At 41.4% G+C, this 23,999-nt stretch carries 22 protein-coding genes; 10 read left to right on the top strand and 12 right to left on the bottom strand.

The window, feature by feature from the left end; translation table 11 throughout:
- Positions 1–262 precede the first annotated feature (262 nt).
- Positions 263–1,225, top strand: a complete 963-nt coding sequence (gene pfkA / locus FH976_RS10975; RefSeq protein ID WP_194090902.1) for a 6-phosphofructokinase — start codon at positions 263–265, stop codon at positions 1,223–1,225.
- Between the two features lie 144 nt (positions 1,226–1,369).
- Here pfkA and tpiA read toward each other — a convergent pair whose 3' ends face one another.
- Entirely contained in the window at positions 1,370–2,143 is a 774-nt protein-coding gene (gene tpiA / locus FH976_RS10970) for a triose-phosphate isomerase (protein WP_194090901.1), read from the bottom strand.
- Positions 2,144–2,406: 263 nt separating this feature from the next.
- On the opposite strand from tpiA, the gene FH976_RS10965 reads away from it, so the two are divergent.
- On the top strand, positions 2,407–2,757 hold the full coding sequence (locus tag FH976_RS10965; protein WP_194090900.1) for a 5-carboxymethyl-2-hydroxymuconate Delta-isomerase: 351 nt from the start codon (positions 2,407–2,409) through the stop codon (positions 2,755–2,757).
- Positions 2,758–2,773: 16 nt separating this feature from the next.
- Positions 2,774–3,202, top strand: a complete 429-nt coding sequence (locus FH976_RS10960) for a DUF805 domain-containing protein (RefSeq protein WP_194090899.1) — start codon at positions 2,774–2,776, stop codon at positions 3,200–3,202.
- Here the strand turns inward: FH976_RS10960 and FH976_RS10955 are convergent.
- Positions 3,194–3,838 carry a helix-turn-helix transcriptional regulator gene (locus FH976_RS10955; RefSeq protein ID WP_194090898.1) on the bottom strand — a complete coding sequence of 215 codons (645 nt, stop codon included), beginning with the start codon at positions 3,836–3,838 and terminating at the stop codon, positions 3,194–3,196. The two genes, FH976_RS10960 and FH976_RS10955, sit on opposite strands and share 9 nt — an antisense overlap.
- A 204-nt stretch (positions 3,839–4,042) precedes the next feature.
- The gene (gene glpX, locus FH976_RS10950) at positions 4,043–5,050 is read right to left on the bottom strand and encodes a class II fructose-bisphosphatase (protein ID WP_194090897.1); all 1,008 of its coding nucleotides are present in this window, start codon (positions 5,048–5,050) and stop codon (positions 4,043–4,045) included.
- A 340-nt stretch (positions 5,051–5,390) separates the two neighbouring features.
- Between glpX and zapB the strand changes: the two genes are divergently transcribed.
- A complete protein-coding gene (gene zapB / locus FH976_RS10945; protein WP_194090896.1) occupies positions 5,391–5,633 on the top strand; it encodes a cell division protein ZapB in 243 nt (80 codons plus the stop codon).
- A 124-nt stretch (positions 5,634–5,757) separates the two neighbouring features.
- On the opposite strand, the gene rraA is transcribed toward zapB, so the two are convergent.
- From rraA to priA, 7 genes are all read right to left on the bottom strand, one after another.
- Positions 5,758–6,276 (bottom strand): ribonuclease E activity regulator RraA, encoded by a 519-nt coding sequence (rraA, locus tag FH976_RS10940; RefSeq protein ID WP_194090895.1) that lies wholly within the window; start codon positions 6,274–6,276, stop codon positions 5,758–5,760.
- A 138-nt stretch (positions 6,277–6,414) separates the two neighbouring features.
- A complete protein-coding gene (locus FH976_RS10935; protein ID WP_194090894.1) occupies positions 6,415–7,326 on the bottom strand; it encodes a 1,4-dihydroxy-2-naphthoate polyprenyltransferase in 912 nt (303 codons plus the stop codon).
- 217 nt (positions 7,327–7,543) lie between these two features.
- Positions 7,544–8,881 carry an HslU--HslV peptidase ATPase subunit gene (hslU, locus tag FH976_RS10930; protein WP_194090893.1) on the bottom strand — a complete coding sequence of 446 codons (1,338 nt, stop codon included), beginning with the start codon at positions 8,879–8,881 and terminating at the stop codon, positions 7,544–7,546.
- 114 nt (positions 8,882–8,995) lie between these two features.
- The gene (gene hslV / locus FH976_RS10925; RefSeq protein WP_190331199.1) at positions 8,996–9,514 is read right to left on the bottom strand and encodes an ATP-dependent protease subunit HslV; all 519 of its coding nucleotides are present in this window, start codon (positions 9,512–9,514) and stop codon (positions 8,996–8,998) included.
- A gap of 172 nt (positions 9,515–9,686) precedes the next feature.
- Entirely contained in the window at positions 9,687–10,262 is a 576-nt protein-coding gene (locus tag FH976_RS10920; RefSeq protein WP_194090892.1) for an SPOR domain-containing protein, read from the bottom strand.
- Between the two features lie 174 nt (positions 10,263–10,436).
- The gene (gene cytR, locus FH976_RS10915; protein ID WP_194090891.1) at positions 10,437–11,441 is read right to left on the bottom strand and encodes a DNA-binding transcriptional regulator CytR; all 1,005 of its coding nucleotides are present in this window, start codon (positions 11,439–11,441) and stop codon (positions 10,437–10,439) included.
- A 250-nt stretch (positions 11,442–11,691) separates the two neighbouring features.
- Positions 11,692–13,893, bottom strand: a complete 2,202-nt coding sequence (priA, locus tag FH976_RS10910) for a primosomal protein N' (protein WP_194090890.1) — start codon at positions 13,891–13,893, stop codon at positions 11,692–11,694.
- Positions 13,894–14,388: 495 nt separating this feature from the next.
- Here priA and rpmE point away from each other — a divergent pair, with 495 nt between their 5' ends.
- Both rpmE and FH976_RS10900 read left to right on the top strand, forming a co-directional pair.
- Complete coding sequence (gene rpmE / locus FH976_RS10905; protein WP_190331196.1) at positions 14,389–14,604, top strand: 50S ribosomal protein L31; 216 nt, start codon at positions 14,389–14,391, stop codon at positions 14,602–14,604.
- A 170-nt stretch (positions 14,605–14,774) separates the two neighbouring features.
- Positions 14,775–16,031, top strand: coding sequence for a malic enzyme-like NAD(P)-binding protein (locus tag FH976_RS10900; protein ID WP_194090889.1), 1,257 nt, complete (start codon positions 14,775–14,777; stop codon positions 16,029–16,031).
- Positions 16,032–16,207: 176 nt separating this feature from the next.
- Here FH976_RS10900 and metJ read toward each other — a convergent pair whose 3' ends face one another.
- The gene (gene metJ / locus FH976_RS10895; RefSeq protein ID WP_194090888.1) at positions 16,208–16,525 is read right to left on the bottom strand and encodes a met regulon transcriptional regulator MetJ; all 318 of its coding nucleotides are present in this window, start codon (positions 16,523–16,525) and stop codon (positions 16,208–16,210) included.
- Between the two features lie 298 nt (positions 16,526–16,823).
- Here metJ and FH976_RS10890 point away from each other — a divergent pair, with 298 nt between their 5' ends.
- From FH976_RS10890 to FH976_RS10875, 4 genes are all read left to right on the top strand, one after another.
- A complete protein-coding gene (locus FH976_RS10890) occupies positions 16,824–17,981 on the top strand; it encodes an O-succinylhomoserine (thiol)-lyase (RefSeq protein ID WP_194090887.1) in 1,158 nt (385 codons plus the stop codon).
- A 38-nt stretch (positions 17,982–18,019) separates the two neighbouring features.
- Positions 18,020–20,431 carry a bifunctional aspartate kinase/homoserine dehydrogenase II gene (locus FH976_RS10885; RefSeq protein ID WP_194090886.1) on the top strand — a complete coding sequence of 804 codons (2,412 nt, stop codon included), beginning with the start codon at positions 18,020–18,022 and terminating at the stop codon, positions 20,429–20,431.
- Between the two features lie 296 nt (positions 20,432–20,727).
- Complete coding sequence (gene metF / locus FH976_RS10880) at positions 20,728–21,618, top strand: methylenetetrahydrofolate reductase (protein WP_194090885.1); 891 nt, start codon at positions 20,728–20,730, stop codon at positions 21,616–21,618.
- 434 nt (positions 21,619–22,052) lie between these two features.
- Positions 22,053–22,961 carry an aspartyl/asparaginyl beta-hydroxylase domain-containing protein gene (locus tag FH976_RS10875; protein ID WP_194090884.1) on the top strand — a complete coding sequence of 303 codons (909 nt, stop codon included), beginning with the start codon at positions 22,053–22,055 and terminating at the stop codon, positions 22,959–22,961.
- A 149-nt stretch (positions 22,962–23,110) separates the two neighbouring features.
- On the opposite strand, the gene FH976_RS10870 is transcribed toward FH976_RS10875, so the two are convergent.
- Complete coding sequence (locus tag FH976_RS10870; protein WP_194090883.1) at positions 23,111–23,656, bottom strand: PadR family transcriptional regulator; 546 nt, start codon at positions 23,654–23,656, stop codon at positions 23,111–23,113.
- Positions 23,657–23,999: the final 343 nt, after the last annotated feature.

Here is a 23,999-nt window from a genome sequence, read left to right as displayed (position 1 = left end):
TGAATCAACACACTTTCACCACAAGCTTGTATATTGCTTACACTTGTATACTGCGAACAAAAAGTATATCCAAAGTAATTGAAGCCATAGTTTTAAATAATAGGGGTATAAAAAGGCTGAAATACACTTATTATGATAATAGGTGATAAGTTTTTATACCTAACACTGGATCTCGAATTAAGTTGGCGCAGATTAGCCAAATATGCCGTTGAAGATTCAAGTAAACCAATTTTTATATTTTGAAATTTTAGAGGGTGAAAACATGGTTAAGAAGATCGGTGTTTTAACAAGTGGTGGTGATGCACCTGGTATGAACGCAGCGATTCGTGGTGTGGTACGTACCGCATTAACTGAAGGCTTAGAAGTTTATGGTATTCATGATGGCTACCTTGGTTTAGTAGAAGGCAGAATCGAAAAACTTGAACGTTCTAGTGTTTCTGATGTGATTAACCGTGGTGGTACCTTCTTAGGTTCGGCTCGCTTTCCGGAATTTAGAGATGAAAAAGTGCGAGAAAAGGGCATTGCTAACCTAAAAAAATATGGTATCGATGCACTGGTTGTTATCGGTGGTGACGGCTCTTACATGGGGGCTAAAAAACTGACTGAAATGGGTTTTCCATGTATTGGTCTTCCTGGCACAATTGATAATGATATTGCAGGTACCGATTACACGGTTGGTTATATGACGGCGTTAAATACCGTTATTGATGCGATTGACCGTTTACGTGATACTTCTACCTCTCATCAACGTATTTCGATTGTTGAAATTATGGGTCGCCATTGTGGTGATTTAACCTTGATGTCAGCGCTTGCGGGTGGCTGTGAATATATTATTACGCCAGAAAATGATCTTAATAAAGATGCGCTTATCCAAAACATTAAAGACGGTATTACCAAAGGTAAGAGGCATGCGATTATAGCACTGACTGAATTGCAGATGGATGCTTATGAGCTTGCCAAAGATATTGAAGCGGCAACGGGTCGTGAAACTCGCGCAACGGTATTAGGTCATATTCAACGTGGTGGTCGTCCAACGGCATTTGATCGCGTATTGGCTTCTCGTATGGGGAACTATGCAGTACATCTATTGATTGAAGGTCACGGTGGGCGTTGTATTGGTATTCAAAAAGAAGAGCTAGTGCATCACGATATTATCGATGCAATTGAAAATATGCGTCGTCCGGTACGTAAAGATCTCTACAAAGTTGCGGAAGAGTTGTTCTAATTCTTTAGAGTATTCATACTTTTGTTTGATAAGCCGTTGGTGAAAGCCAGCGGTTTTTTGTTTTAAATAAGAATTCAATAAAAAAGGTTAGTGATTTCTCACTAACCTTTTGTCTTTTATTTTTTAGAGCCTAAATAACAAGAATTACGCTTTTTTCGCTTCAGCTGCTGCTTTAGCAATGGTTGCAAAGCTTTTCGCGTCAAGGGCTGCGCCGCCAACTAGAGCACCATCGATGTCTGGTTGTGCAAAGTAAGCTACTGCGTTTTCAGGTTTTACAGAACCGCCGTATTGGATCACAACATTTTTTGCTACGTCTTCAGACTTAGCTGCGATGTGAGCACGGATTTGTGCATGAGTGCGTTGTGCATCATCCGCAGTTGCGGCTTTACCAGTACCGATTGCCCAGATTGGTTCATAAGCAATGATCGCGTCGTTAAGCGCTTCAACGCCAAGCAGATTAATCACTGCATCGATTTGACGTGCACATACTGAAACAGTTTCGCCCGCTTCGTTTTGCGCTTCAGATTCACCGATGCAAAGAACCGGCGTTAGGCCATTTTCTTTTAGGAAAGCGAATTTTTTAGCGACAAACTCATCTGATTCGTTGTGGTATTGACGACGCTCAGAGTGACCGATGATGATGTGAGAAGCGCCGAATTCTTTCAGCATTTCAGGAGACATGTCACCAGTGAAAGCACCGCTGTTATTTAGGTCAGTGTTTTGAGCGCCTAAAATGATTTGGCTGCCCGCATCAGTAAGAGTGCGCTCTGCAAGATCGATGAAAAGTGCTGGTGGCGCGACAGCAACGTCTACACCAGTCACGCCTTCAAGCTCTGCATTTAAGCTCGTTAGCAAATCAACAACCATTTCTTTGCTGCCGTTTAATTTCCAGTTACCCATAACTACAGGATGACGCATAGGATTCTCTCCAATTCGATTTAATGAATATTCAGGTATTAACCCAAAATGTACTACCAAAGAATATAACAGATTAATGTGATGAGATCATGATTCTCGTCATGTCTATATTCTTCATCAATGCTCGTTTCGGTTTTATTTATTTACAGTGTGATTATAGTGAAAAAATCAGGTGGCTTAAGTGGCTATTTTTCCTTAATTCGGTATGTTAAAGCGCTGAAAGAGGTTCGCTGGTAATAGTTTAATTTTGTGAGGGAAAACCAATGCCAAATGTTGTGATGGAATATTCAAACTCAATAGATGAACGTGTCAATGTTCAAGCTTTGCTAGAAGATATACACCGTGTCACGATTGAAAGTGGCTTATTTCAACTGATGGATGTGAAGTCCAGAACCTTACGCACTCACAATTGGTTGATTGGGGATAAGGCTGATAACGTTGATTTTATTCATGTTACTGTTGAGTTGCTGGAAGGGAGAACTATGGAGCAAAAGCAGGCGCTGTCTCAATCAATCATGGTAGCATTGCGCTTAAAGGCTGATTTTGTCGCAAGTCTTACGGTCAATCTTCGAGACATGGACAAAGTAAGTTTTCAAAAAGTGATTAACCTATAAACTTTAAGGTAAAAGTATGAGTTTGAAACAGTGGTTGTTTTCTTTCCAAGGAAGGATTGGTCGGCAACGTTTTTGGATCTGGAATATTTTTTATTATGCTGTCATTTTAGGCGCTGGCGTTTTTCTCGGTCAAAGCGGCTTAGGAAATATGGCGAGTTATATTTTACTGCTTGTGACCGCCGGTTTATTGATTCCTGATTTGGCCGTAACGGCAAAGCGTTGGCATGATAGAAATAAATCCAATTGGTGGTTACTTATGCATGTACCCCTCATTCTCGGTCGTTTGTATGCGCCTGAAATAGGAGCAGAATCGAGTTCAATGGGACAAACACTCATGGGATTGGTCGCGTTAGCTTGTGGTGTTTGGATGTTGGTCGAATGCGGATTTTTAAAAGGGTCGGTCAATGAAAACCGTTATGGGAAACCTGAAATTTCGTCACGTTAAGCTTATTGCTGTGATGGTATTGATTGGGGTGATCTTATAGCTACAACGTCTTGCTCCTTTAATAATATGCTCGGTTCGTTGGATATGACATTCATCCCCGAGCAGCTGAGTGAAGATCGAAAATTCAGAGTGACATAAGCTGGGACAATGCTTTGCTGCATGGCAGATCGGGCAATGGTTTTCAATTAAAAGGTAACCGTCTAGTGTTGTTTCAAGCTCCGCCATATAACCTTCACTTTCTCGTAATTGAGTTAAGGCTCGTAACCGTTGTTCTAATGTTTCACATGTGGATAACTGATCTTGATAATGATGGAGAATCTTTCTTTCTCGCTCCGCAGTAATTTGCTCTAATCCTTGCTGACCAAATAAATGTGTTACTGCATCAATAATATCGATAGTGAAATCGTTATGACGATCAATAAAGCCATTGTGACCTTGTTTGGTGAGTGACCAATGACGAGCAGGGCGGCCGATCTTCACTTTGATATCAGAAAAACACAAAAGTCCCTCATCTTCCAGTGCTTGTAAATGCTGCCTTGCACCCATCGGTGTGATCGATAAATCTTCCGCGAGTTGACGTGCGGTAATACTGCCTTCTCGTTTTATTTTGTGCAGAATTTTATCGGAGGTTTTCATCACTGAGCCTTTACACTTCGGTTGTCGATATAAATGTAAATAAATCGTTAACCAATATGATGAAGTAAAAAAGAAATAATGCAAATGACGAATAGGTTTATATGGCACAGTTTGACGCTTCTGATTTATGGGTAATAAAAAACGCAGCACTTCACACGAGGCTGCGTTTTGATATGAAGTGTTACCACTTAAATAATAATAAAACTATAAAATGTGTTTTTTGATGGTGTCGTCTTTGCGTTCAAGGTAGTGAATCGATTTGATACGACGAATGGTGCGACTTTTACCACGGATCACTAAGGTTTCTGTGGTCGCAATATTGCCTTTACGCGTAATGCCTTCTAATAAGTCACCTTTGGTAATACCGGTTGCAGCAAAGACTACGTTATCGCTGCGTGCCATATCATCCATTTTGAGGATTTTATTGGCTTCAACACCCATTTCTGCGCAGCGTTGTAGCTCTAATTCACCATGGGTTCGGTTTTCTGGTGTATCGCCTTTAACTTCATGACGAGGTAATAAGCGGCCTTGCATGTCACCATCTAAAGCGCGAATTACTGCTGCTGAAACAACACCTTCTGGAGCGCCACCGATGCAGTACATCATATCGACTTCGCTATCAGGCATGCAGGTTAGGATGGAAGCGGCAACATCACCATCTGGCACAGCAAAGACACGCACACCCATCTTTTGCATCGTCGCGATCATGGCATCGTGGCGAGGTTTAGCGAGGGTTGTGACGGTGAGTTCGTTCAGTTCTTTATTTAAGGCTTTGGCTACGTTACGTAGGTTGTCTTCCATCGATAGACTAAGATCGATCGCGCCTTTTGCGCCAGGGCCTACGACCAATTTTTCCATGTACATGTCTGGTGCTTTTAAGAAGCTGCCTTTTTCACCTGCCGCTAATACAGCCAAGGCATTAGATTGGCCCATAGCGGTCATTCGAGTGCCTTCGATTGGATCAACGGCAATATCAACTGCATCACCACCAATGCCGACTTGTTCGCCAATATAAAGCATTGGAGCTTCATCGATCTCACCTTCACCGATAACAATCTCACCACTGATTTCAGTTTGGTTAAGTAGGCTACGCATTACTTCAACTGCGGCGCCATCTGCGGCGTTTTTATCGCCACGACCTAACCATTTATAACCAGCAAGCGCAGCACCTTCTGTAACTCGTGAAAATGCTAATGCTAAATCGCGTTTCATAGGGACTCCAATACAAACAAGTGGGTAGGAAAATTCGTTGCAGATTTTATCACAGCCAAAAGGGTAACGTTTGCTTTTTTATATTTCGAAGGAAAAGGCTAAGGTTTTCTGTGATTCATAGTCTTAGTTTGTTATGTGGTTGGTGAGGATTTTTTCGCATATTGATTAACTCAATGGGTGGTATTGTCATGTTTTCGTGATAAGTGTTGTTTTTTTGCGCGAACAGACAAAAATACTGCAATAAGAGTGTGGCGAATAAAAAGAAGCTGAGTAGAATGAGGTATCACCAGTGATAGCGTAGTCATATCACTCATCATAGTTCATTAAACAGGTAGTAAAGATGTCTTTCGAAGTTTTAGAGCAACTAGAAGCAAAAATCCAAACCGCAGTAGATACTATTGCTTTGTTACAAATGGAAGTTGAAGAGCTTAAAGAGAAAAATGAGCAATTGGCTTCAGAATCAACTCAACTTAAAGAAAGCCGTGTTGAATTAGAACAGCAATCGCAAGCTTTGCGTCAAGAGCAACAAGTTTGGCAAGATCGCATTCGTGGCCTACTTGGTAAAATGGATGACGTAGAATAATTATCGACTTTCATTGATAAACAAATAGTCGATGGAACAATAAAAAACAGAGCTCAAATGGCTCTGTTTTTTGTATGTTTGGAATCTTAGGAATAAGAAGCTAAATCTTATCTAAAGAAATTGCTCAATCCGCTAACTCTGCATCGTCATCAATTTCCAACTCAATATCGAGCGGTTCTTGAGATAAAATGACACCAGTATTATCGGCATAGAGGTAATCTTCCGGTAAGAAAGTGACGCCACCAAAGTTAACCGGAACGTCGATTTCACCAATATTATTTTGAGTTGCGCCCACAGGGATAGCCGCTAAAGCTTGAATACCAACTTGTCGTTCTTCAAGGTCATCGACTTCACGGACGCTACCGTAAACCACAATGCCTTCCCAAGAATTTTCTTCAGCTAGAGTCGCTAATTCCGCATCAATTAAAGCGCGACGTAATGAGCCACCGCCATCAATTAATAGAACACGTCCAGTCCCTTCTTCTTGCAGAACAGAACGGATAATACCGTTATCTTCAAAGCATTTTACTGTGGTTACTTGCCCAGCAAACGATGATAATCCACCAAAATTACTAAACATTGGTTCAACTACATCTACTTGGTCAAGATAGATATCACACAGTGCAGAGGTATTATATTCCATAGCGGTTATTCTCTTTGCGGGGGATAATTAACGAGTATATAGGGTCAATATTGCTTTGCAATGACAAAGCTCATTTTCCTGACTAGAGTTTGATCTAATAAGGAATCTGAGCGGTCATTTATCGCTACGTCATAAGATTTATGCAGTGTCAAAAACGAGAACAATGGCAAAGGTTATATTGGTGATAAAGGCGCATTTCACCATATCTGGAAGCATAGGGATAAATTGCTTCGCCTCTTGAATCCTCCAAATGGTTTTACCGTGTTTGATAACCAAAATTAAAGGCAAAAGCATCAATAACGTTGGCCAAGTCGCTTCGGTATGAAACAAAATATAACCCGCTAGAGTGAGCCAACCAAAAGTTAATAACGTTAGGTGGTAGCATTTTGCTTTGTCGGTACCAATGCGAACCACAATAGTGCGTTTATGGCTGACAGTATCGTTTTCTACATCACGCATGTTATTGATATTTAATACGCCCATAGAAAATAACCCTGATCCTATAGCTGGCAACAATAAGGAAAGATGTACGGTTCCAGTATGAAGAAAATAGGTGCCTAAAACGGCTAATAAGCCAAAAAATAAGAAAACTGAAATATCGCCTAAACCAACGTAGCCATAAGGTTTACTGCCCATGGTGTAAGCGATAGAACTGATAATGGATAGTAGACCTAAAGCAATAAATGCCATGATACTGGTTGGGCTTTGTAGGGCATAGAAAACCAAAGCTAAGCCACTAATGATGATCAAAACAATATTAAATGAAATGGCTCTTTTCATGCCTGATTGCGTTATCGCACCTTGCTGCATGCCGCGAATAGGCCCAATACGATTTTCATTATCAGTGCCTTGAGCGGCATCGCCATAATCATTGGCGAGGTTGGATAAGATTTGTAATAGTGTTGCGGTGAGAAGGGCCAAAAATGAGATAGCAAAAGAAAAGTGGCCGTCGGCATACGCAAGGCTGCTACCGGTTGCGATAGCAGCAATGGCAAGTAATAAGGTTTTAGGCCGAGCAGCGTCGAGCCAAATAGCAAAAGATGATTTCATAAGTGCTTATATAGAGACTGTTTTTTAATAATAGTCGTTAAATTATATACGTATACCTGTCGTACTTGAAGCCGTAGTCTGATGTTTCCTTATGTTGGTAAAATTAATGATGTTAAGAGCGAGCCATAATAAGAAATCGATAGGTAGGAAGGACTTCTAATTCACAATAAAAAAAGCTCGCACTAGGCGAGCTTTTTATGAATGTAACGTTGTCATTTTATAAAATAAATCGACTCAAATCTTCATCGGCAACCAATTCACCAAGGCGTTTGTGAACGTATTCGGCATTGATTTCTACTTTGCTGCCTGGGTTGTCAGTGGCATCAAAGGATATTTCATCCATTAAACGCTCCATAACTGTATGAAGACGACGAGCACCAATGTTTTCAGTACTTTCGTTTACTTGCCATGCTGCTTCAGCAATTTTCGTAATACCATCTTCAGTAAACGTCACTTCAACTTGCTCAGTTCCCATCAATGCACAATATTGCTCAGTTAATGAGGCGTGAGGTTCAGTTAATATGCGTTTAAAGTCATTACTGCTTAGTGCTTCTAGTTCAACACGGATTGGCAAACGACCTTGTAGCTCAGGGATGAGATCCGATGGTTTTGCGGTTTGGAATGCGCCAGATGCCACAAATAAAATATGATCGGTGCGAACCATTCCATGTTTGGTTGATACTGTGCTGCCTTCGACTAAAGGTAAAAGATCGCGCTGTACCCCTTCACGAGAGACATCGCCACCGCCCGTTTGATCGGCACGCTTACAGATTTTGTCGATTTCATCAATAAACACAATACCGTTGTTTTCAGCATTAAAGATCGCTTGTTCTTTGATGTCTTCTGAATTTACTAGCTTGCTGGCTTCTTCTTCGACAAGGGCTTTAAGTGCATCTTTAATTTTTAGTTTGCGACTCTTTTTGGTATCACCGGCTAGGTTTTGAAACATACCTTGCAGTTGATTGGTCATTTCTTCCATACCAGGAGGCGCCATGATTTCAACGCCCATTTGTGGCGCGGCAACATCAATTTCAATTTCTTTGTCGTCTAATTGGCCTTCACGCAGTTTTTTACGAAAGATTTGACGAGTATTCGATGTGCTTTCTTTTGACTGTTCATCTTGTCCCCAGCCTTCACGTGGCGGCGACAATAGGGCATCAAGTACTCGTTCTTCCGCTTGCTCTTCTGCTCGGAATTTTACTTTTTCAGTCGCTTGTTGGTGGGTGAGCTTAATCGAAACATCCATGAGATCACGGATAATACTTTCCACTTCTTTACCCACATAACCCACTTCGGTGAACTTGGTGGCTTCTACTTTAATGAATGGAGCATTCGCTAATTTTGCTAAACGGCGTGCGATTTCTGTTTTACCCACACCGGTAGGGCCGATCATTAAAATATTTTTTGGGGTCACTTCAGCGCGGAAATCTTCTGATAGCTGCATACGGCGCCAGCGGTTACGCAGTGCAATAGCAACCGCACGTTTGGCTTTATCTTGACCGATAATGTGTTGGTTCAGTTCATGAACAATTTCACGAGGAGTCATCTCAGACATAAAATTATTTATCCTTCTATTTAAGAAGATACAAGGCAATGCATCAACTATGCCTTACTTATATATTCAGTTAAAAGCGTTGATATGAGTGGAAATCAAGCAAAAAAATAATGCTTATAATTCTTCAATCGTATGGTGATGGTTGGTAAATACACAAATATCACCAGCGATGTTTAATGCTTTTTCTGCAATGTCGCGAGCTTCTAAATCGGTATTTTCAAGTAAGGCGATAGCGGCGGCCTGGGCAAAGTTGCCGCCAGAACCGATCGCAATGAGATCATTTTCAGGTTGAACCACATCGCCATTACCAGTGATGATTAATGATGCAGTTTCATCGGCGACCGCAAGAATGGCTTCGAGTTTGCGCAAAGCTCGATCGCTACGCCAGTCTTTAGCAAGCTCAACAGCCGCTTTGGTTAGGTGACCTTGATGCATTTCAAGTTTGCGTTCAAAACGTTCAAACAGAGTGAAGGCGTCTGCAGTGCCACCCGCAAAACCGGCGAGTACTTTATTGTTATAAAGGCGGCGTACTTTTTTCGCATTGCCTTTCATCACAGTGTTGCCTAGAGAGACTTGGCCATCACCGGCGATGACAACTTTATTATTACGGCGCACAGATACTATCGTAGTCACGAGAAACCTCTTCTTCTTATTCTGGTGTTCTAATCTATATGTGGTTAAGAGAGATGGAATTCAAGGGAGGGGAATAAAATGTCACAGCGGTGAAGGATGCTTTGCTCGAGAGCCGAAAATAATAGATTGGCAATAGACATGCCAGTTACGATATTTATCGGCTCTCGCTTTTTTATTTTCCTAGAGTGTCCTTCAAAATGATGCAAGGCTCAATCTTGGCGCGTTGTAAGATATGTTGCTCTTTTACAGCATCACGTTTGTAAGTGTAAGGGCCTAGAATTATACGATACCAACTGCTGCCCTCTAACTTTAGAACTTTACTTGTTAAACCTTGGAAAGCGATATTGGCTTTACGTTGCTCAGCTTGAGGGGCCGTTTTGTATGCACCACATTGCATTATATACGGAATTTTAGGCACCACTTGTTCTTTCGCTTGTACTTCGATTTCGCGTTTAGGCAAGCTTTCCATGTAATCCCACTTCTCTTCCGGAGGTGGTGGCAATACCTGTGCGGGTTTAGTTTTAGTCGGGGTAATTATAAGGATATCTTTAACGCTGGGCTTTTTAGGCTCAGGATCGCTGCTTAGCATTGATAACAAAGAAATTAAACCACCAAGTAAAATAATCGCAATGATCGCCGCTTTCCAAGGAATAGCACGTTGAGGCACTTTTTTCTTAGGCGCGGGTCTGCGAGTATTTTTTTTCTTGTTTGGTGCAGGATTCTTTCTTACGTAATCTCTATTGGCCACGGCGCTCTACAATTCTGTATGGTTTAAAAAGGAGCCATATAGTAATACCAATTGTGCCAAATATCTATCCATTCTACTGTTGGTTGCCTTGTTTTTTATATGGTTACTCTCACTATAATCAGTTGTATTTTTTGGGTTGGTCAGGGTGTTTTCTATTTCTATTCTAACTGTGACTTATATTCTAGGCGGCGCAGCACTATTACGGATCACTAAGTTAGCTTCAAGTAGGCGAGATCCCGCTCTGACTTCATGGTCTTTTAATATCTCTAGTAGCATCAGCATGGATTGTTTACCAATTTCATAGCGAGGTTGGGCAATTGTGGTTAAAGGTGGTTCGCAATATTGGGAAAATTGAATATCATCGAAACCCACAACGGAAAGATCTTGAGGGACACGATAACCCATCTTTTTGGCCTGCTGAATAGCGCCAATTGCCATTGCATCATTGTGGCAAAAAATAGCCGTTGGTGGCTCTGGTAGTGTTAATAATTTTCCGGCAGCGATTACACCAGATTCAAACGTGAAATCGCCACAAACTTTATAGCTAGGATTCATTTCGAGCCCGGCTCTACGTAATGCTTGTTGATAACCTTGATGGCGGAACTGACATAGTGATGCCTGCTCAGGACCTGACATTTCGGCAACACGTTTATGCCCCATTTGAGTTAAATAATTGACGACGTCAAACGCTGCCGTCAAGTTATCAATATGAACGGTGGGTAGTTCTAATTCAGGAGCATACTCACACGCCATGACCAAAGGCGGTAAGTTTTTCTGTTCAGGTTTACTGATATCAAAAGGCGTACTACTGCCGAGTAATAGCATACCATCAGCTTGTTTCGTGAAAAGTAGATTAATAAAAGTGGAATCACGCTTAAGCTGCTGACTGCTATCGCCTAATAAAACGAGGTAGTTATGATCCGCTGCGGTATCTTCAATACCTCGAATAATTTCAGAAAAATAAGAGTCACAAATATCAGGAACGATAACAATAATGGTTTTAGATTCATTGCGTCGTAAGTTTCTTGCCAAAGAATGAGGAGAGTATCCTGATTCTAAAACAGCATCTTCCACTCGCTTTCGTGTGGTGAATGAGACCTTTTCTGGATTCATTAACGCTCTTGATACGGTCGCGGTGGAGACACCTGCAAGTTGAGCAACCTCCTTCATTGTCGCCATGATGTTTTCTCCCTAAAAAAGCCCAAATAGGCAATAACTGACTTATATCCTAAAAAATTACGACAGCGATATAAGCAAAATAATAAAAATAATCCCTTTATTTTTATGAGGGGACGCGTAGCGAAGATGTTGCTATTTTATGCTTTAAATTAAGACCTTAACACGAACTAGTTAGCAATAATTACAGAAAGAAAGTGATGTCACTCACATTCAATTATTTTGTTGCTCAGTTTGTCGTAACATTTCAAGATCAACTGAGATCTTGCGGCTCGATATCGAGTGACCAACGTACTTTTTTGGCAAGAGGCAATAATTGAATCGCAGGCTTCGATGATGCCAATATTCGCTGCATTTTTGATCGAGCTTCAACTTGCAATAGTAGTTGCCATCGGTATTTTCCTGCACGTTTTGACAATGGGGCGGGCATAGGGCCGAGTACCATGCAAGTTTCATCAAACAATGGGTGCGCTTCTAAGGTATGGCGAACTTGGCGTAAAAAGTTTTCCGTTGCCTCATTTTGATTAGATTCGGCGCGAATTAAGCTTAAATGAGTAAAGGGTGGCAGCAAGGCCATTTTACGTTCTTGTAATGCTGCCTGAGCAAAGTGATGATAATTTTTATGCAACAATGATTGCAGTAAAGCATGCTCAGGGTGATGGGTTTGCAATAATACTTCCCCTGGTTTACTGGCTCGACCCGAGCGACCTGCAACTTGAATAAACAGTTGCGCTAGACGTTCTGAGGCGCGGAAATCGCTGCTATACAGTGAACCATCGACATCAATTAGTCCCACTAAAGTAACATTGGGGAAGTGGTGGCCTTTTGCGAGCATTTGAGTGCCAATTAAAATTTGATACTCCCCTTTGCGAATCGATTCTAACGCTGACTCTAAGCTGCCTTTTCGGCGAGTGCTGTCGCGATCAATGCGCAAGGTTTTAAATTCGGGAAATTGTATTTCGAGTTGCTTTTCGAGTTGCTCAGTACCAACGCCAACCGAGACTAATTGGGTAGAGCCACATCCATCACATTGGTGGATCACCGGCTTTTGCGAACCACAATGATGGCAGCGCATTTCTTGGCTGCCTTGGTGGAAAGTATAATAAGCATCGCAACGTTTACATTCGGCAATCCAACCACATTCATGGCACATCAAGGCTGGGGAAAAACCACGTCGATTCAAAAAGAGCATCACTTGATTGCCGGCATTTAAGTGACGACGCATTTCTGCCATTAATGGCGCAGACAAACCGCCTTCTAAATATAAGCCTTTAATATCGAGAACTTTATGCGTGGCGGCTTGAGCATTTCCAGCCCGCTTAGTTAAAGTTAAGTAGTGATATTTTCCGGTTTGTGCATTATGCAATGTTTCAAGTGCTGGCGTCGCGGAGCCTAATACGATGGGAATGTTGTCTTTATGAGCGCGCATGACGGCAACATCACGCGCATGGTAGCGTAAGGTGTCTTGTTGTTTATACGAAGCATCATGTTCTTCATCAACAATGATGATGCCTAAATTCGCAAAAGGGGTAAAAAGGGCAGAACGAGTACCAATCACAATTCCAGCTTGTTTATCTCGTGCAGACAACCAAGCATTGAGGCGCTCCGTATCATTTAAGCCCGAATGAATGACTTCGACGGGAACATTAAAACGACGCTTAAAGCGCTGAATGGTTTGCGGGGTTAAACCAATTTCAGGCACTAGAATTAGCGCTTGCTGACCTTTGTCTAGCACCGGTTTGATTAGGCTTAAATATACTTCTGTTTTGCCAGAACCGGTGACGCCATCTAATAAATAGCAGCCAAAGCCTTGCACGTTATTGACGGTGGCAATCGCAATCGCTTGTTCTTCGTTGAGCTTTGGCTTGTATTGTTCATTTTCAATCTCGGCGGGCCAACGTGATGTGGTGGGCTGCGTGTAGGTCGCGCTAATCCAACCTTTATCTTGTAAGGTTTTTAAGGTGCTGCTGCTCACCTCTTCTTCAATCATAACGGAATGAGGCGCGGGGGCCTTTTCGAGCAATCGCATGACCTTGGCTTGTAGATGAGCTCGACCAAATCCGACGCTCAGCTGATCCTTACCTGAATCGGTAATGTGCCATTGTTTAAGGCTGGCGAAACTGGCTTCTTTGCCCTTACGCAATAAGGATGGAAGTGCCAGTGAAAATGTATCACCGAGTGGATATTGATAGAATTGGCTGCACCAAATGAGTAATTGATACAAAGGTGTCGGCCACACGGGTTGGCTATCTAAACAAGCTTTAATGGGTTTGAGTTGTTCGATAGGAAAGTCAGAGGTATTCACTAATGCGGTGACGATTCCAGTTAACGTTTGGCGGCCAAAAGGGACGGAAACACGACCACCAACTACAGGGTATAAATAATTGGGAATGAGATAGTCAAAACATTTGTCCAATGGAACAGGCAGAGCGACTTGGGCGATATTAGGGCGCATAGAGATTAAGACGCATAGTTGTTGAGATACATAGCTGGTGAGTTCCCATTAAATGAGTTATGTCCTTGGTACGAAGTGGCGACTTCATCCGTTTCGGTATAGTAAAGCAAGCTCTGTGTAATTTCGAGAAGATATACTCTTCGTACTTAAAACCGCAGCTTTGTTGACGGCGTTTACTCACTCCAGTTATTTAGATGAGCTAAGCTCATGAGGCTTAACGCTCTTGTCGCCTTGCTGTATCAATTTATAGTAAGGCGATGTCTTATAAAGAGATTAAACCCACGTGCAGAATAAATGCTGAAAAAGAGAGCAAATATCTTGATCGATGGGCAGGTATTCATTATTATACTGCGCCTCGAACGATGTAGATTTCTACATTATTTTTAACACTACGTATGGTGTCTGGCATCCTGTTTTCTTTTTTCTTTTTTTATAAAAGAATGGATAGAAGGAAAGAACCAGATAGCGATACGGACCAATATTAAGGTTTGTCCTATGAAAACTGGTATCCACCCAGAATACAAAGCAGTTGCAGCAACTTGTTCTTGTGGTAACGCTTTTGAGTTCAGCTCAACTTTAGCTAAAGACACTATCCACTTAGACGTATGTGACAAATGTCACCCGTTCTACACTGGTAAGCAACGTATCGTTGATACTGGCGGCCGTGTTGATCGCTTTAACAAGCGTTTTGGTGCTCTTAGCAGCAAATAATCTCAACCTAAAAAATTTTTTAGAGTTAGAGACAAATTTCAAAGGGATGCTTCGGCGTCCCTTTTTTATTACTTAAAATTAAGGCGAAAGAGAGATCACTCTCTAGGAACTTACTGTTCAATCTATTATTATTGCTATTCCTGCCTTCTTTTCTTAGGAACCCCTACATTATGTCAGAGACTCAAAAAACCAAAGATTTTCGCCAGCAAGCCTTAGATTATCATGCACAACCCATTCCGGGGAAAATTGCTATATCTCTTACTAAACCTGCTGATACTGCTGAAGATCTTGCTTTAGCTTATAGCCCAGGCGTAGCAGAGCCGGTGCGTGAAATTGCACTGAATCCTGATAATGCTTACAAATATACTGGCAAAGGCAATTTGGTTGCGGTTATCTCAAATGGTACGGCAATTTTAGGGTTAGGGAACTTAGGCCCATTGGCTTCAAAACCTGTCATGGAAGGAAAGGCATTATTATTCAAACGTTTTGCAGGCTTAGATTCGATTGATATTGAAGTTAAGCACCGCACCATCGACGAGTTTGTTGATACGGTCGCCAACATTGCCGATACCTTTGGTGGTATCAATTTGGAAGATATTAAGGCTCCAGATTGTTTTGAAATTGAACGTCAGTTGATTGAACGTTGTGATGTGCCTGTTTTCCACGATGACCAACATGGTACGGCGATTGTAACGGCAGCTGGCATGTTGAATGCGATTGAGTTGCAAGGCAAAAAACTATCTGAATGTAAGATTGTTTGCTTAGGTGCTGGCGCGGCGGCGGTTGCGTGCATGGAGTTATTAATCAAATGTGGCGCATTACGCGAGAAAATCTACATGTTGGATCGTAAAGGCGTTATTCACACTCGCCGTGACGATTTAAACGAATACAAAGAACTATTTGCGAATAATACCGATCTTCGCACTCTAGAAGATGTTATTGCTGGCGCGGATTTATTCTTAGGCGTATCAGGCCCGAACCTATTGCCACCAGAGGCCTTGGCACTAATGGCTGATAAACCTGTGGTATTTGCCTGTTCGAATCCTGATCCTGAAATCAAACCTGAACTTGCCGTTAAAGTACGTAACGATTTGATCATGGGTACTGGGCGCAGCGATTATCCAAACCAAGTGAATAACGTAATTTGTTTCCCATTCATTTTCCGTGGCGCATTGGACGTTCGTGCTAGTGAGATCAATATTGAAATGAAATTGGCAGCGGTAGAAGCGATTCGTCAATTGGCGAAAGAAGGCGTTCCTGAAGAAGTATTGCAAGCCTCTGGTGTGAAATCGTTAGCGTTTGGCCCTGAGTACATTATTCCAAAACCAATGGATCCACGCTTATTACCGCGCGTTGCTGGTGCGGTTGCTCGCGCTGCGGTTGAATCAGGTGTAGCGCGTATTGCATTGCCTGAGAAGTATAAGTAAATACACTTCATTCTCTGAGTATTTCGTTACAGGAAGAATTTGAAGAAAAATAAAAGCCCGATCAAATGTACGTTTGATCGGGCTTTGTTTTTCTAGCTATGAATTTTTTTTAGTAATGAACGACAAAAAATTCGACTAAGGATATTAATGATTAATTGTTTTCATTATCAATAGTTTTAATCATCAAAAGATTCAAATTCGATGCCCATTTCCGTCATCAGTCTTTTGACTTCAGCAGGTAAATCATCGGGGCGATCTTTACGTAGGTCTTCATCGGTTGGTAGAGGTTGACCGGTATAAGCATGCAGAAATGCTTCACACAATAATTCACTATTGGTGGCATGGCGCAGGTTGTTAACTTGGCGGCGAGTTCTCTCATCCGTCAATATTTTTAGTACCTTTAGCGGAATAGAAACAGTGATTTTTTTGACTTGTTCACTTTTTTTTCCATGTTCCGCATATGGGCTAATGTAGTCCCCATTCCAATCGGCCATTACGCACCTTCGTTGTTTATTATCTAAATTAAGTGTTAGGACGGCAATTTTAGCGGCATTGACTGCCATAAGTAAAGACGCTTAGACGTCTGGAGGTGTTGACGTCTCTTTTCTGTGAGGGTAAAGTAGCAGAAAAGATCGATACTGACTAAAAAACGGTAAGATTAAGCCTTCATATGTACGTTATTTAAGTCGATATAAGCTTTTTTGTATAAACTATTTTTTATATAAATTATTTGTTGTATGAGCTACTCAGCTCAATATTATAGTCTCTCTGTCAATGGAAAAGGAATCAACCATGAGTTCAAGAAAGCCTGCAACTGTTGCCGTTCGCACCGGTATTGAATCGGATACCCAATATCATGCGGTTGTCCCACCGATTTATCTTTCGACCAACTATGGTTTTCCTGCTTTCGGTGAAGTGCCTAAATATGACTATACTCGCTCAGGTAATCCTAATCGTGGTTTGCTTGAGCAAGCATTATCAGAATTAGAATCAGGATCAGGCGCGGTGATCACCAATTGTGGAACTTCTGCTTTGAACTTATGGGTGTCTGCTTTTTTAAGCCCAGATGACTTAATTATTGCGCCGCATGATTGTTATGGCGGAACATACCGTTTATTTAATACTCGCGCGCTCAAAGGCGATTTTAAAGTGCAGTTTGTCGATCAATCCAATCAAGCTGAATTTGATGCGGCGATTGCAAAGAAACCAAAACTGATTTTATTAGAAACCCCATCGAATCCGTTAGTTCGAGTAGTGGATATCACTAAAACGTGTCAAAAAGCCAAACAAGTTGGTGCAATGGTGGCGGTTGATAACACCTTCATGACACCGATATACCAAAAGCCACTTACTCTAGGCGCAGATTTTGTTGTGCATTCAACCACTAAGTATATTAATGGTCACTCGGATGTAATCGGTGGCGTGATTATTGCTAAAGATCCTGAACATGTAGATACCTTATCTTGGTGGGGAAATTGCATTGGGGCGACTGGGACGCCTTTTGATAGCTATATGACTTTGCGTGGATTAAGAACGCTGCCTGCGCGAATGAGAGTGCATGAAGAAAGTGCTCAGGCGTTATTAACGTACTTACAACAGCAACCACTGGTAAGCACCATTTATCATCCAAGTTTGCCCACCCATCCCGGGCATGAAATTGCAAAAGCGCAGCAAAGCGGTTTTGGTTCAATGTTGAGTTTTGAATTTAATGGCAGCATGGATCAATTAAAGACTTTTGTCGGTAAGTTACAATTATTCTCGCTAGCGGAATCGTTAGGAGGGGTAGAAAGCCTAATATGCCACCCAGCTTCCATGACACATCGCGCAATGTCAGATGAAGCTCAAGCAGAAGCGGGCATTGCTCAGACATTGCTTAGAGTGTCAGTCGGATTAGAAGATAGCCAAGATTTAATTGCTGATTTAGAACAAGCGTTTCAACAAGTGCAATAAAAATAGTCAGCACAATACATTATTAAGAGGTAGCCTAAATGACAACGGCTCGTCAGTTACATAAGTTTGGTGGGAGCAGTTTAGCCAATCCCGAGTGTTATAAGCGCGTTGCAAATATTTTGCGTGAGTATTCTGATCAATCTGATTTGGTCGTTGTTTCCGCCGCGGGCAGTACCACCAATCGATTAATTGATTGGTTAGCTGCATTGGAAAAAGATGGCCGTATTGCGCATGAAATACTGCAGCAGTTACGTCAATTTCAAGTCGAATTAGTCGAGTCACTGTTACCAATAGAAGTGGCGCAGCCATTATTAGACTTACTGCATAATGAATTTGTAGCATTAAGTGATCTTACCGGACCTATTAGCATTGTGACTCGTTGCGATGTCCTAGGTCATGGTGAAGTATGGTCTTCTCGTTTATTAGCGGCTTTATTATGTCATTTAGATATGGAAGCCTCTCAACTCGATAGCCGTTATTTTTTACGATCAGAACGGGGCGCTCAACCAGAAGTCGATCGCGCTCGTTCATTACCATTACTCAAAGATTGCTTAGCACAGCATGGTAAGGTTCGAATTGTTATTACTGGATTTATGGCTCGTAATGCGGCCGGCGAAACAGTACTACTTGGTCGCAATGGTTCCGATTATTCTGCTACCGTGATTGGTGCATTAGCCGAAGTAACGAGAGTCACGATCTGGAGTGATGTGGCGGGTGTATTTAGCGCCGATCCTCGTAAAGTCTCTGATGCTTGCCTATTGCCACTTTTACGCCTTGACGAAGCCAGTGAACTTGCTCGTCTTGCGGCACCCGTTTTACATAGCCGAACCTTGCAACCAGTAGCGCAAAGTACAATGGATTTAAGCCTACGTTGCAGCTATCAACCAGAGTCAGGTTCAACTCGTATTGAGCGAGTATTGGCATCAGGGCGCGGCGCCAAAATTATTACCTCGATTGATGAGGTGCTGATGGTACAAATTCATTTTGGCACAGGGCATGATTTTGAACGTTTACAATCCGATGTGATTCGTTCTTTATCTCGCGCGCAATTACAGCCATTAGCCATGGAATCACAGCCAGATCAGGGCTGCCTATTATTAGCTTACACTCCGGAGATTTCAGGCGATGCTTTATCTTATTTACAAGATATTGCCGTTGGCGCTGAAATCAAACTGAAAGAAGGCTATTCCATGGTTGCCGCGGTTGGCGCCGGTGTGACAAACAATGCAAATCATAGCTATGGATTTTACCAACAACTCAAAGATGCCCCTGTTGAATTCTTCTCAGCCGCCGACTCAGGTTTAAGCCTAGTGGCAATTTTACGTCGCACCGATGTGACTAAAATTGTATCAGGAATGCATTCCCAATTGTTTCAAGCTCAGAAGCGCGTTGCTATTGCTCTGTGTGGTAAGGGTAATATTGGTTCAAGTTGGTTAGCGCTATTTCAAGAGCAACAGGTTGAATTAGAAAAACGCAGCGGCATGAGTTTTGATTTAGTGGCCGTAGTCGATAGTCAAACATATTGGTTGGATTTAAACGGCATCCAAGCAAAAGATGCATTGTCGAAATTTTCTGACGAGAGCATCAAAAATGATGGTAAAACATGGTTAGAAACACTGGCGCACCAAACTCGATACGATGAAGTCGTGGTGATGGATGTGACCGCTAGTAACGTTTTAGCTGAGCAATATGAAAGTATCGCTGAGCATGGGATGCATTTAATTTGTGCGAATAAAGTGGCGGGTTCAGCCAGTTCAGTTCGCTATCAAGCCGTAAAAGATGCGTTTGAGAAAACGGGCCGTCATTGGCTTTATAATGCTACGGTCGGTGCGGGCTTACCGGTCAATTATGCGATACGTAACTTACGTGATAGTGGCGACGATATCACCGCGATTTCAGGCATATTTTCTGGGACATTATCGTGGTTATTCCAACAATTTGATGGCTCCATTCCATTTAGTGATTTAGTCGATTTAGCGTGGCAACAAGGTTTGACAGAACCGGATCCTCGCTCAGATCTTGATGGCTCTGATGTGATGAGAAAATTGGTTATTTTGGCTCGAGAGTCGGGCTTTGAAATTGAGCCTGAGGATGTCAAAGTTGAGTCTTTGGTGCCGCAAGAGTTGCAAGAAATTTCAATGGATGACTTCTTTGACCAAGGCGCATTGCTTAATGAACGCTTAAGCGAACGTTTAGAGAAAGCTCAAGTGAATGGCAAAGTGTTACGCTATGTCGCACGATTAAGTCGTGATGGTAAAGCCACGGTTGGAGTAGAAGCATTAAACCCAGAGCATGCATTAGCGAACTTATTGCCATGCGATAATATCTTTGCGATTGAAAGTCGCTGGTATAAAGAGAACCCTTTAGTGATTCGTGGGCCGGGGGCGGGTAAAGCGGTCACGGCTGGTGCATTACAATCTGATTTGAATCGTCTTTCTATCTTATTGTAATTTAAGAATTAATTTTAATGTATTTCAATGCCATCGGTTATTTTAGATGGCATTTTTATTGTGTGGAACATTTTCATATTAAATATGAAAAAAATTCATGTTTTAGATCGTTGACATTAGATTACATTCAAGACATTCTTTAGACGTATGGACGTCCAGAAGTATTTATAACACGTGTTTCAACACGCCTTGTTAAGTAAGTATTATTTTAAAATGAGCAGTATTGCTGTTATCCGTTTTTAAGTGGCTTCGCGGCTATGGATTTATAAGTGGCTTTGCCACAGGGAGAAAAAGAAATGAGCTATTCACATGCAGGTCATATTGACGCACTCAATCACAACGTGGCCGATCTTGCTGGCAAGATTAATGTTTCTTTTGAATTTTTCCCACCAAGCAGTGAAAAGATGGAAGAAACGCTTTGGGCATCTATTCATCGGTTAAAAACGCTGCAACCTAAATTTGTTTCGGTCACTTATGGAGCCAATTCAGGTGAACGCGATCGTACTCACTCCATCATTAAAGAAATCAAAGAGCAAACCGGCTTAATTGCTGCGCCGCATTTAACTTGTATTGATGCCAGCCGTGATGAGCTTAAAGATATTGCTAAAGATTACTGGAATAACGGTATTCGCGATATCGTAGCGCTACGTGGTGATTTACCTCAAACTGGTGGTAGACCAGATATGTATGCGTCTGATTTAGTTGAACTCTTAAAAGGTGTGGCTGATTTTGATATTTCAGTCGCCGCTTACCCAGAAATTCACCCTGAAGCGAAAAATGCTCAAGCTGATTTAATTAATCTAAAACGTAAAGTCGATGCTGGTGCTAACCGCGCCATCACTCAATTTTTCTTTGATGTGGAAAGCTACTTACGTTTTCGTGACCGTTGCGTAACCGCTGGTATTGATGTTGAAATTATTCCAGGCATCTTGCCAGTCTCTAATTACAAACAAGCTAAACGTTTTGCGGATATGACCAATGTGCGTATCCCAAGCTGGATGGCAAAACAATATGAAGGCTTGGATGAAGATCCGGTGACTCGTCAAATGGTAGGAGCAAGCCAAGCGATTGATATGGTTCGTACCTTAAGCCGTGAAGGAGTAAAAGATTTCCATTTTTACACCCTAAACCGCTCTGAAATGACATACGCGTTGTGCCATACGTTAGGCGTTCGTCCTAGCCTTTAAATTTGATTACATTGTGAATCTAGTTAGCAGAAGGCTTACCTCGCGGTAGGTCTTTTTTATTTTTGGGGCTTGTGTAAGCGGGTAGTCAATATTCCAGATTATTGAAACGAACTTTGAATCGTCATTTTGGATAGTGGCGCAGGAGCGTTTTTTAGGAGTGATGTGACCGCACCAAATTGAGTTTTAGCCATGAGTGAGCTTTCATATATCGTGACGCAAAATATTACTTAATATTAAGTGATCGATTATTTCATCTCTTAGGCACGTTTTAGTTATCCTAACGAGTGTTTTGGCGTCATTTGGCCTATTTAACATGTTAACCATAATAAACTCCGTTTTTTAGAGAGTGAACATCACTTTTTATGTTAGAGAATATCTTTTGAGTCGGGTAATATGAAAGTTACTGACCTTTTTATATTTATCGGTGTTCATCTATGTTGTTTTTCTCTCTTTTAGTGCTTTTAATTTATGTGCTATCTATTGTTTTTATCCGCATTCGTAATCGTGATCGATTAAAATTAAGTCGCCAGTTGTCTGACTTTTCTACATTTATGGTTCCTTTTAACATTCCTATCTATCTTTTATCGAAAGTACCGCGAACACCCTTTGTTGATCGTAAGCATTTTCCAGAACTGGATATTTTGCAAAACAATTGGGAGCTAATAAGAGATGAAGCTTTAGCTCTTTATGAAAATGGCCATATCGCCATTAAAAATGATTTACCATCTAGTTCTTTTTATAAAGATAATCGATGGACTAGCTTTTATTTAAAGGTATACGATTGTGATATATCGTCAGCTCGTGAATTGGCTCCTAAAACGATGGAACTGATTGATCAGGTTCCTGGGATGAACCTAGCGTTATTTGCTTGCCTCAATCCTGGGAAAAAACTAGGCAAACACCACGACCCATTTGCTTTGAGTTTGCGGTATTCTCTTGGGTTGAATACGCCAAATTCTAAAGATTGTGCTATTTCAGTGGATGGCCAATGGAGAACGTGGAATGATGGTGAATCAATCTTGTTTGATGAAACTTATGCTCACCACACTCACAATGATAGTGATACTCCACGTATTATTTTAATGTCTGATATTGATAGGCCATTAAAATCCAAGACTGTCCAAAAAATGTATTATTATTTTTCTAAATTTTTTAATAGCTTATTTTTTGTGGATAACATTGACGCTAGTAAAAGCGGAATTGGTAATAAAATCACTCCAATCCATGGTAAGTACATGGCTTACATAAAAAAAATAAAAAAATGGAACAAGCCAGTTTATATTATGCTGAAATGCCTTATCGTTACTGTGGTGTTATTGTTGATTTATAATTCAATTTCTTGAGTTTATATTTAAATAACCGATGTAAGGATAAATAGACTTCAGGGTTTAACGTAACTATACGTATTACACATAAAATCCGTAAGCTGCACTTGTAGTGGCTTACGGATTTTAGTGCATCTAGGTACGGAGAGGGATACCAATTCTAATGCTTATCCCTTAATCCGCATTGACTCCAGCTCTTGCTTCACCTCTATCGCCCAAGTTAGCCAAGATTGATGTTCAAGAAGATTACGGCGCACGGTAAGTCTCTCTAATCGTAATGCGTTTGATAAGGTTGATTGGAGTGAATAACGAGCATCCAACTGCTGATAATGGCGTAGGTTCAGCTCGCTTTCAGGGATCAATTTTTCAAGCTGTTCGATTAATGGTTGAGGCGATTGAACCGTACAAGCCATGAGTTTAGCACTAAATTCATCACGTAATTCGGTGTGTGATAGTGGTTTTTGAAACCAAGCGGCTAGAGCTTGAGTGCCATATTGAGTGATGGCGTAGACTTTTTTATCAGGCTTACCTATTTGCAATAACGCTTCACAAGTTACCCATTCTTTTTCCAGCATTTTGCTGAGTTCACGATAAACCTGCTGATGACTGGCTTTCCAATATTGTCCGGCCTGTTGCGAGAATGCTTTGGTGATATCGTAACCAGTGGCTTCTTTTTGGCTTAAAACGGTTAAAATGACGTGTGGTAAAGACATGTGATGATCCAATCAATTCGCTGACAGAATCATACCCCAATCGACAGCACTTCGATATGACGTCTTACTTGAGTTGTGAAACTAAAACCAGATTTTCTATCTGCTTGTGTTACTCGCGTATTGAAATTCGCACCAAACTAAAGAACACTTGTAGATACAAGACGAACAATAGCCACATTCATTATTTGCCCAGCATCATATTTTATGAATAGTATTTCTTTGCCATTAAAATAGTTATCAGAAATGATGTAAAAAGGGTCATTCTAAAATAAAAATCCAATTCAGAATTAAAAGCCACGTCACCAACTGTATATCCGAGTGTAGCCATCGATATAAAATAGAC

Source organism: Vibrio hibernica (genome assembly GCF_015223435.1).
Lineage (GTDB): Bacteria > Pseudomonadota > Gammaproteobacteria > Enterobacterales > Vibrionaceae > Vibrio > Vibrio hibernica.
The sequence above is the reverse complement of the archived record's forward strand: the minus strand, read 5'-3'. Positions and strand labels throughout refer to the sequence as shown.

Excerpts from the sequence above, each read along its gene's own strand:
- cytR (WP_194090891.1), bottom strand. The coding sequence starts at position 11,441 with ATGGCGACAATGAAGGAGGTTGCTCAACTTGCAGGTGTCTCCACCGCG.
- metF (WP_194090885.1), top strand. The coding sequence starts at position 20,728 with ATGAGCTATTCACATGCAGGTCATATTGACGCACTCAATCACAACGTG.
- FH976_RS10965 (WP_194090900.1), top strand. The coding sequence starts at position 2,407 with ATGCCAAATGTTGTGATGGAATATTCAAACTCAATAGATGAACGTGTC.
- rraA (WP_194090895.1), bottom strand. The coding sequence starts at position 6,276 with ATGGAATATAATACCTCTGCACTGTGTGATATCTATCTTGACCAAGTA.
- hslU (WP_194090893.1), bottom strand. The coding sequence starts at position 8,881 with ATGTCTGAGATGACTCCTCGTGAAATTGTTCATGAACTGAACCAACAC.
- FH976_RS10960 (WP_194090899.1), top strand. The coding sequence starts at position 2,774 with ATGAGTTTGAAACAGTGGTTGTTTTCTTTCCAAGGAAGGATTGGTCGG.
- FH976_RS10935 (WP_194090894.1), bottom strand. The coding sequence starts at position 7,326 with ATGAAATCATCTTTTGCTATTTGGCTCGACGCTGCTCGGCCTAAAACC.
- pfkA (WP_194090902.1), top strand. The coding sequence starts at position 263 with ATGGTTAAGAAGATCGGTGTTTTAACAAGTGGTGGTGATGCACCTGGT.
- metJ (WP_194090888.1), bottom strand. The coding sequence starts at position 16,525 with ATGGCCGATTGGAATGGGGACTACATTAGCCCATATGCGGAACATGGA.
- FH976_RS10875 (WP_194090884.1), top strand. The coding sequence starts at position 22,053 with ATGTTGTTTTTCTCTCTTTTAGTGCTTTTAATTTATGTGCTATCTATT.
- zapB (WP_194090896.1), top strand. The coding sequence starts at position 5,391 with ATGTCTTTCGAAGTTTTAGAGCAACTAGAAGCAAAAATCCAAACCGCA.
- FH976_RS10885 (WP_194090886.1), top strand. The coding sequence starts at position 18,020 with ATGACAACGGCTCGTCAGTTACATAAGTTTGGTGGGAGCAGTTTAGCC.
- FH976_RS10900 (WP_194090889.1), top strand. The coding sequence starts at position 14,775 with ATGTCAGAGACTCAAAAAACCAAAGATTTTCGCCAGCAAGCCTTAGAT.
- tpiA (WP_194090901.1), bottom strand. The coding sequence starts at position 2,143 with ATGCGTCATCCTGTAGTTATGGGTAACTGGAAATTAAACGGCAGCAAA.
- FH976_RS10870 (WP_194090883.1), bottom strand. The coding sequence starts at position 23,656 with ATGTCTTTACCACACGTCATTTTAACCGTTTTAAGCCAAAAAGAAGCC.
- priA (WP_194090890.1), bottom strand. The coding sequence starts at position 13,893 with ATGCGCCCTAATATCGCCCAAGTCGCTCTGCCTGTTCCATTGGACAAA.
- FH976_RS10955 (WP_194090898.1), bottom strand. The coding sequence starts at position 3,838 with ATGAAAACCTCCGATAAAATTCTGCACAAAATAAAACGAGAAGGCAGT.
- FH976_RS10890 (WP_194090887.1), top strand. The coding sequence starts at position 16,824 with ATGAGTTCAAGAAAGCCTGCAACTGTTGCCGTTCGCACCGGTATTGAA.
- glpX (WP_194090897.1), bottom strand. The coding sequence starts at position 5,050 with ATGAAACGCGATTTAGCATTAGCATTTTCACGAGTTACAGAAGGTGCT.
- rpmE (WP_190331196.1), top strand. The coding sequence starts at position 14,389 with ATGAAAACTGGTATCCACCCAGAATACAAAGCAGTTGCAGCAACTTGT.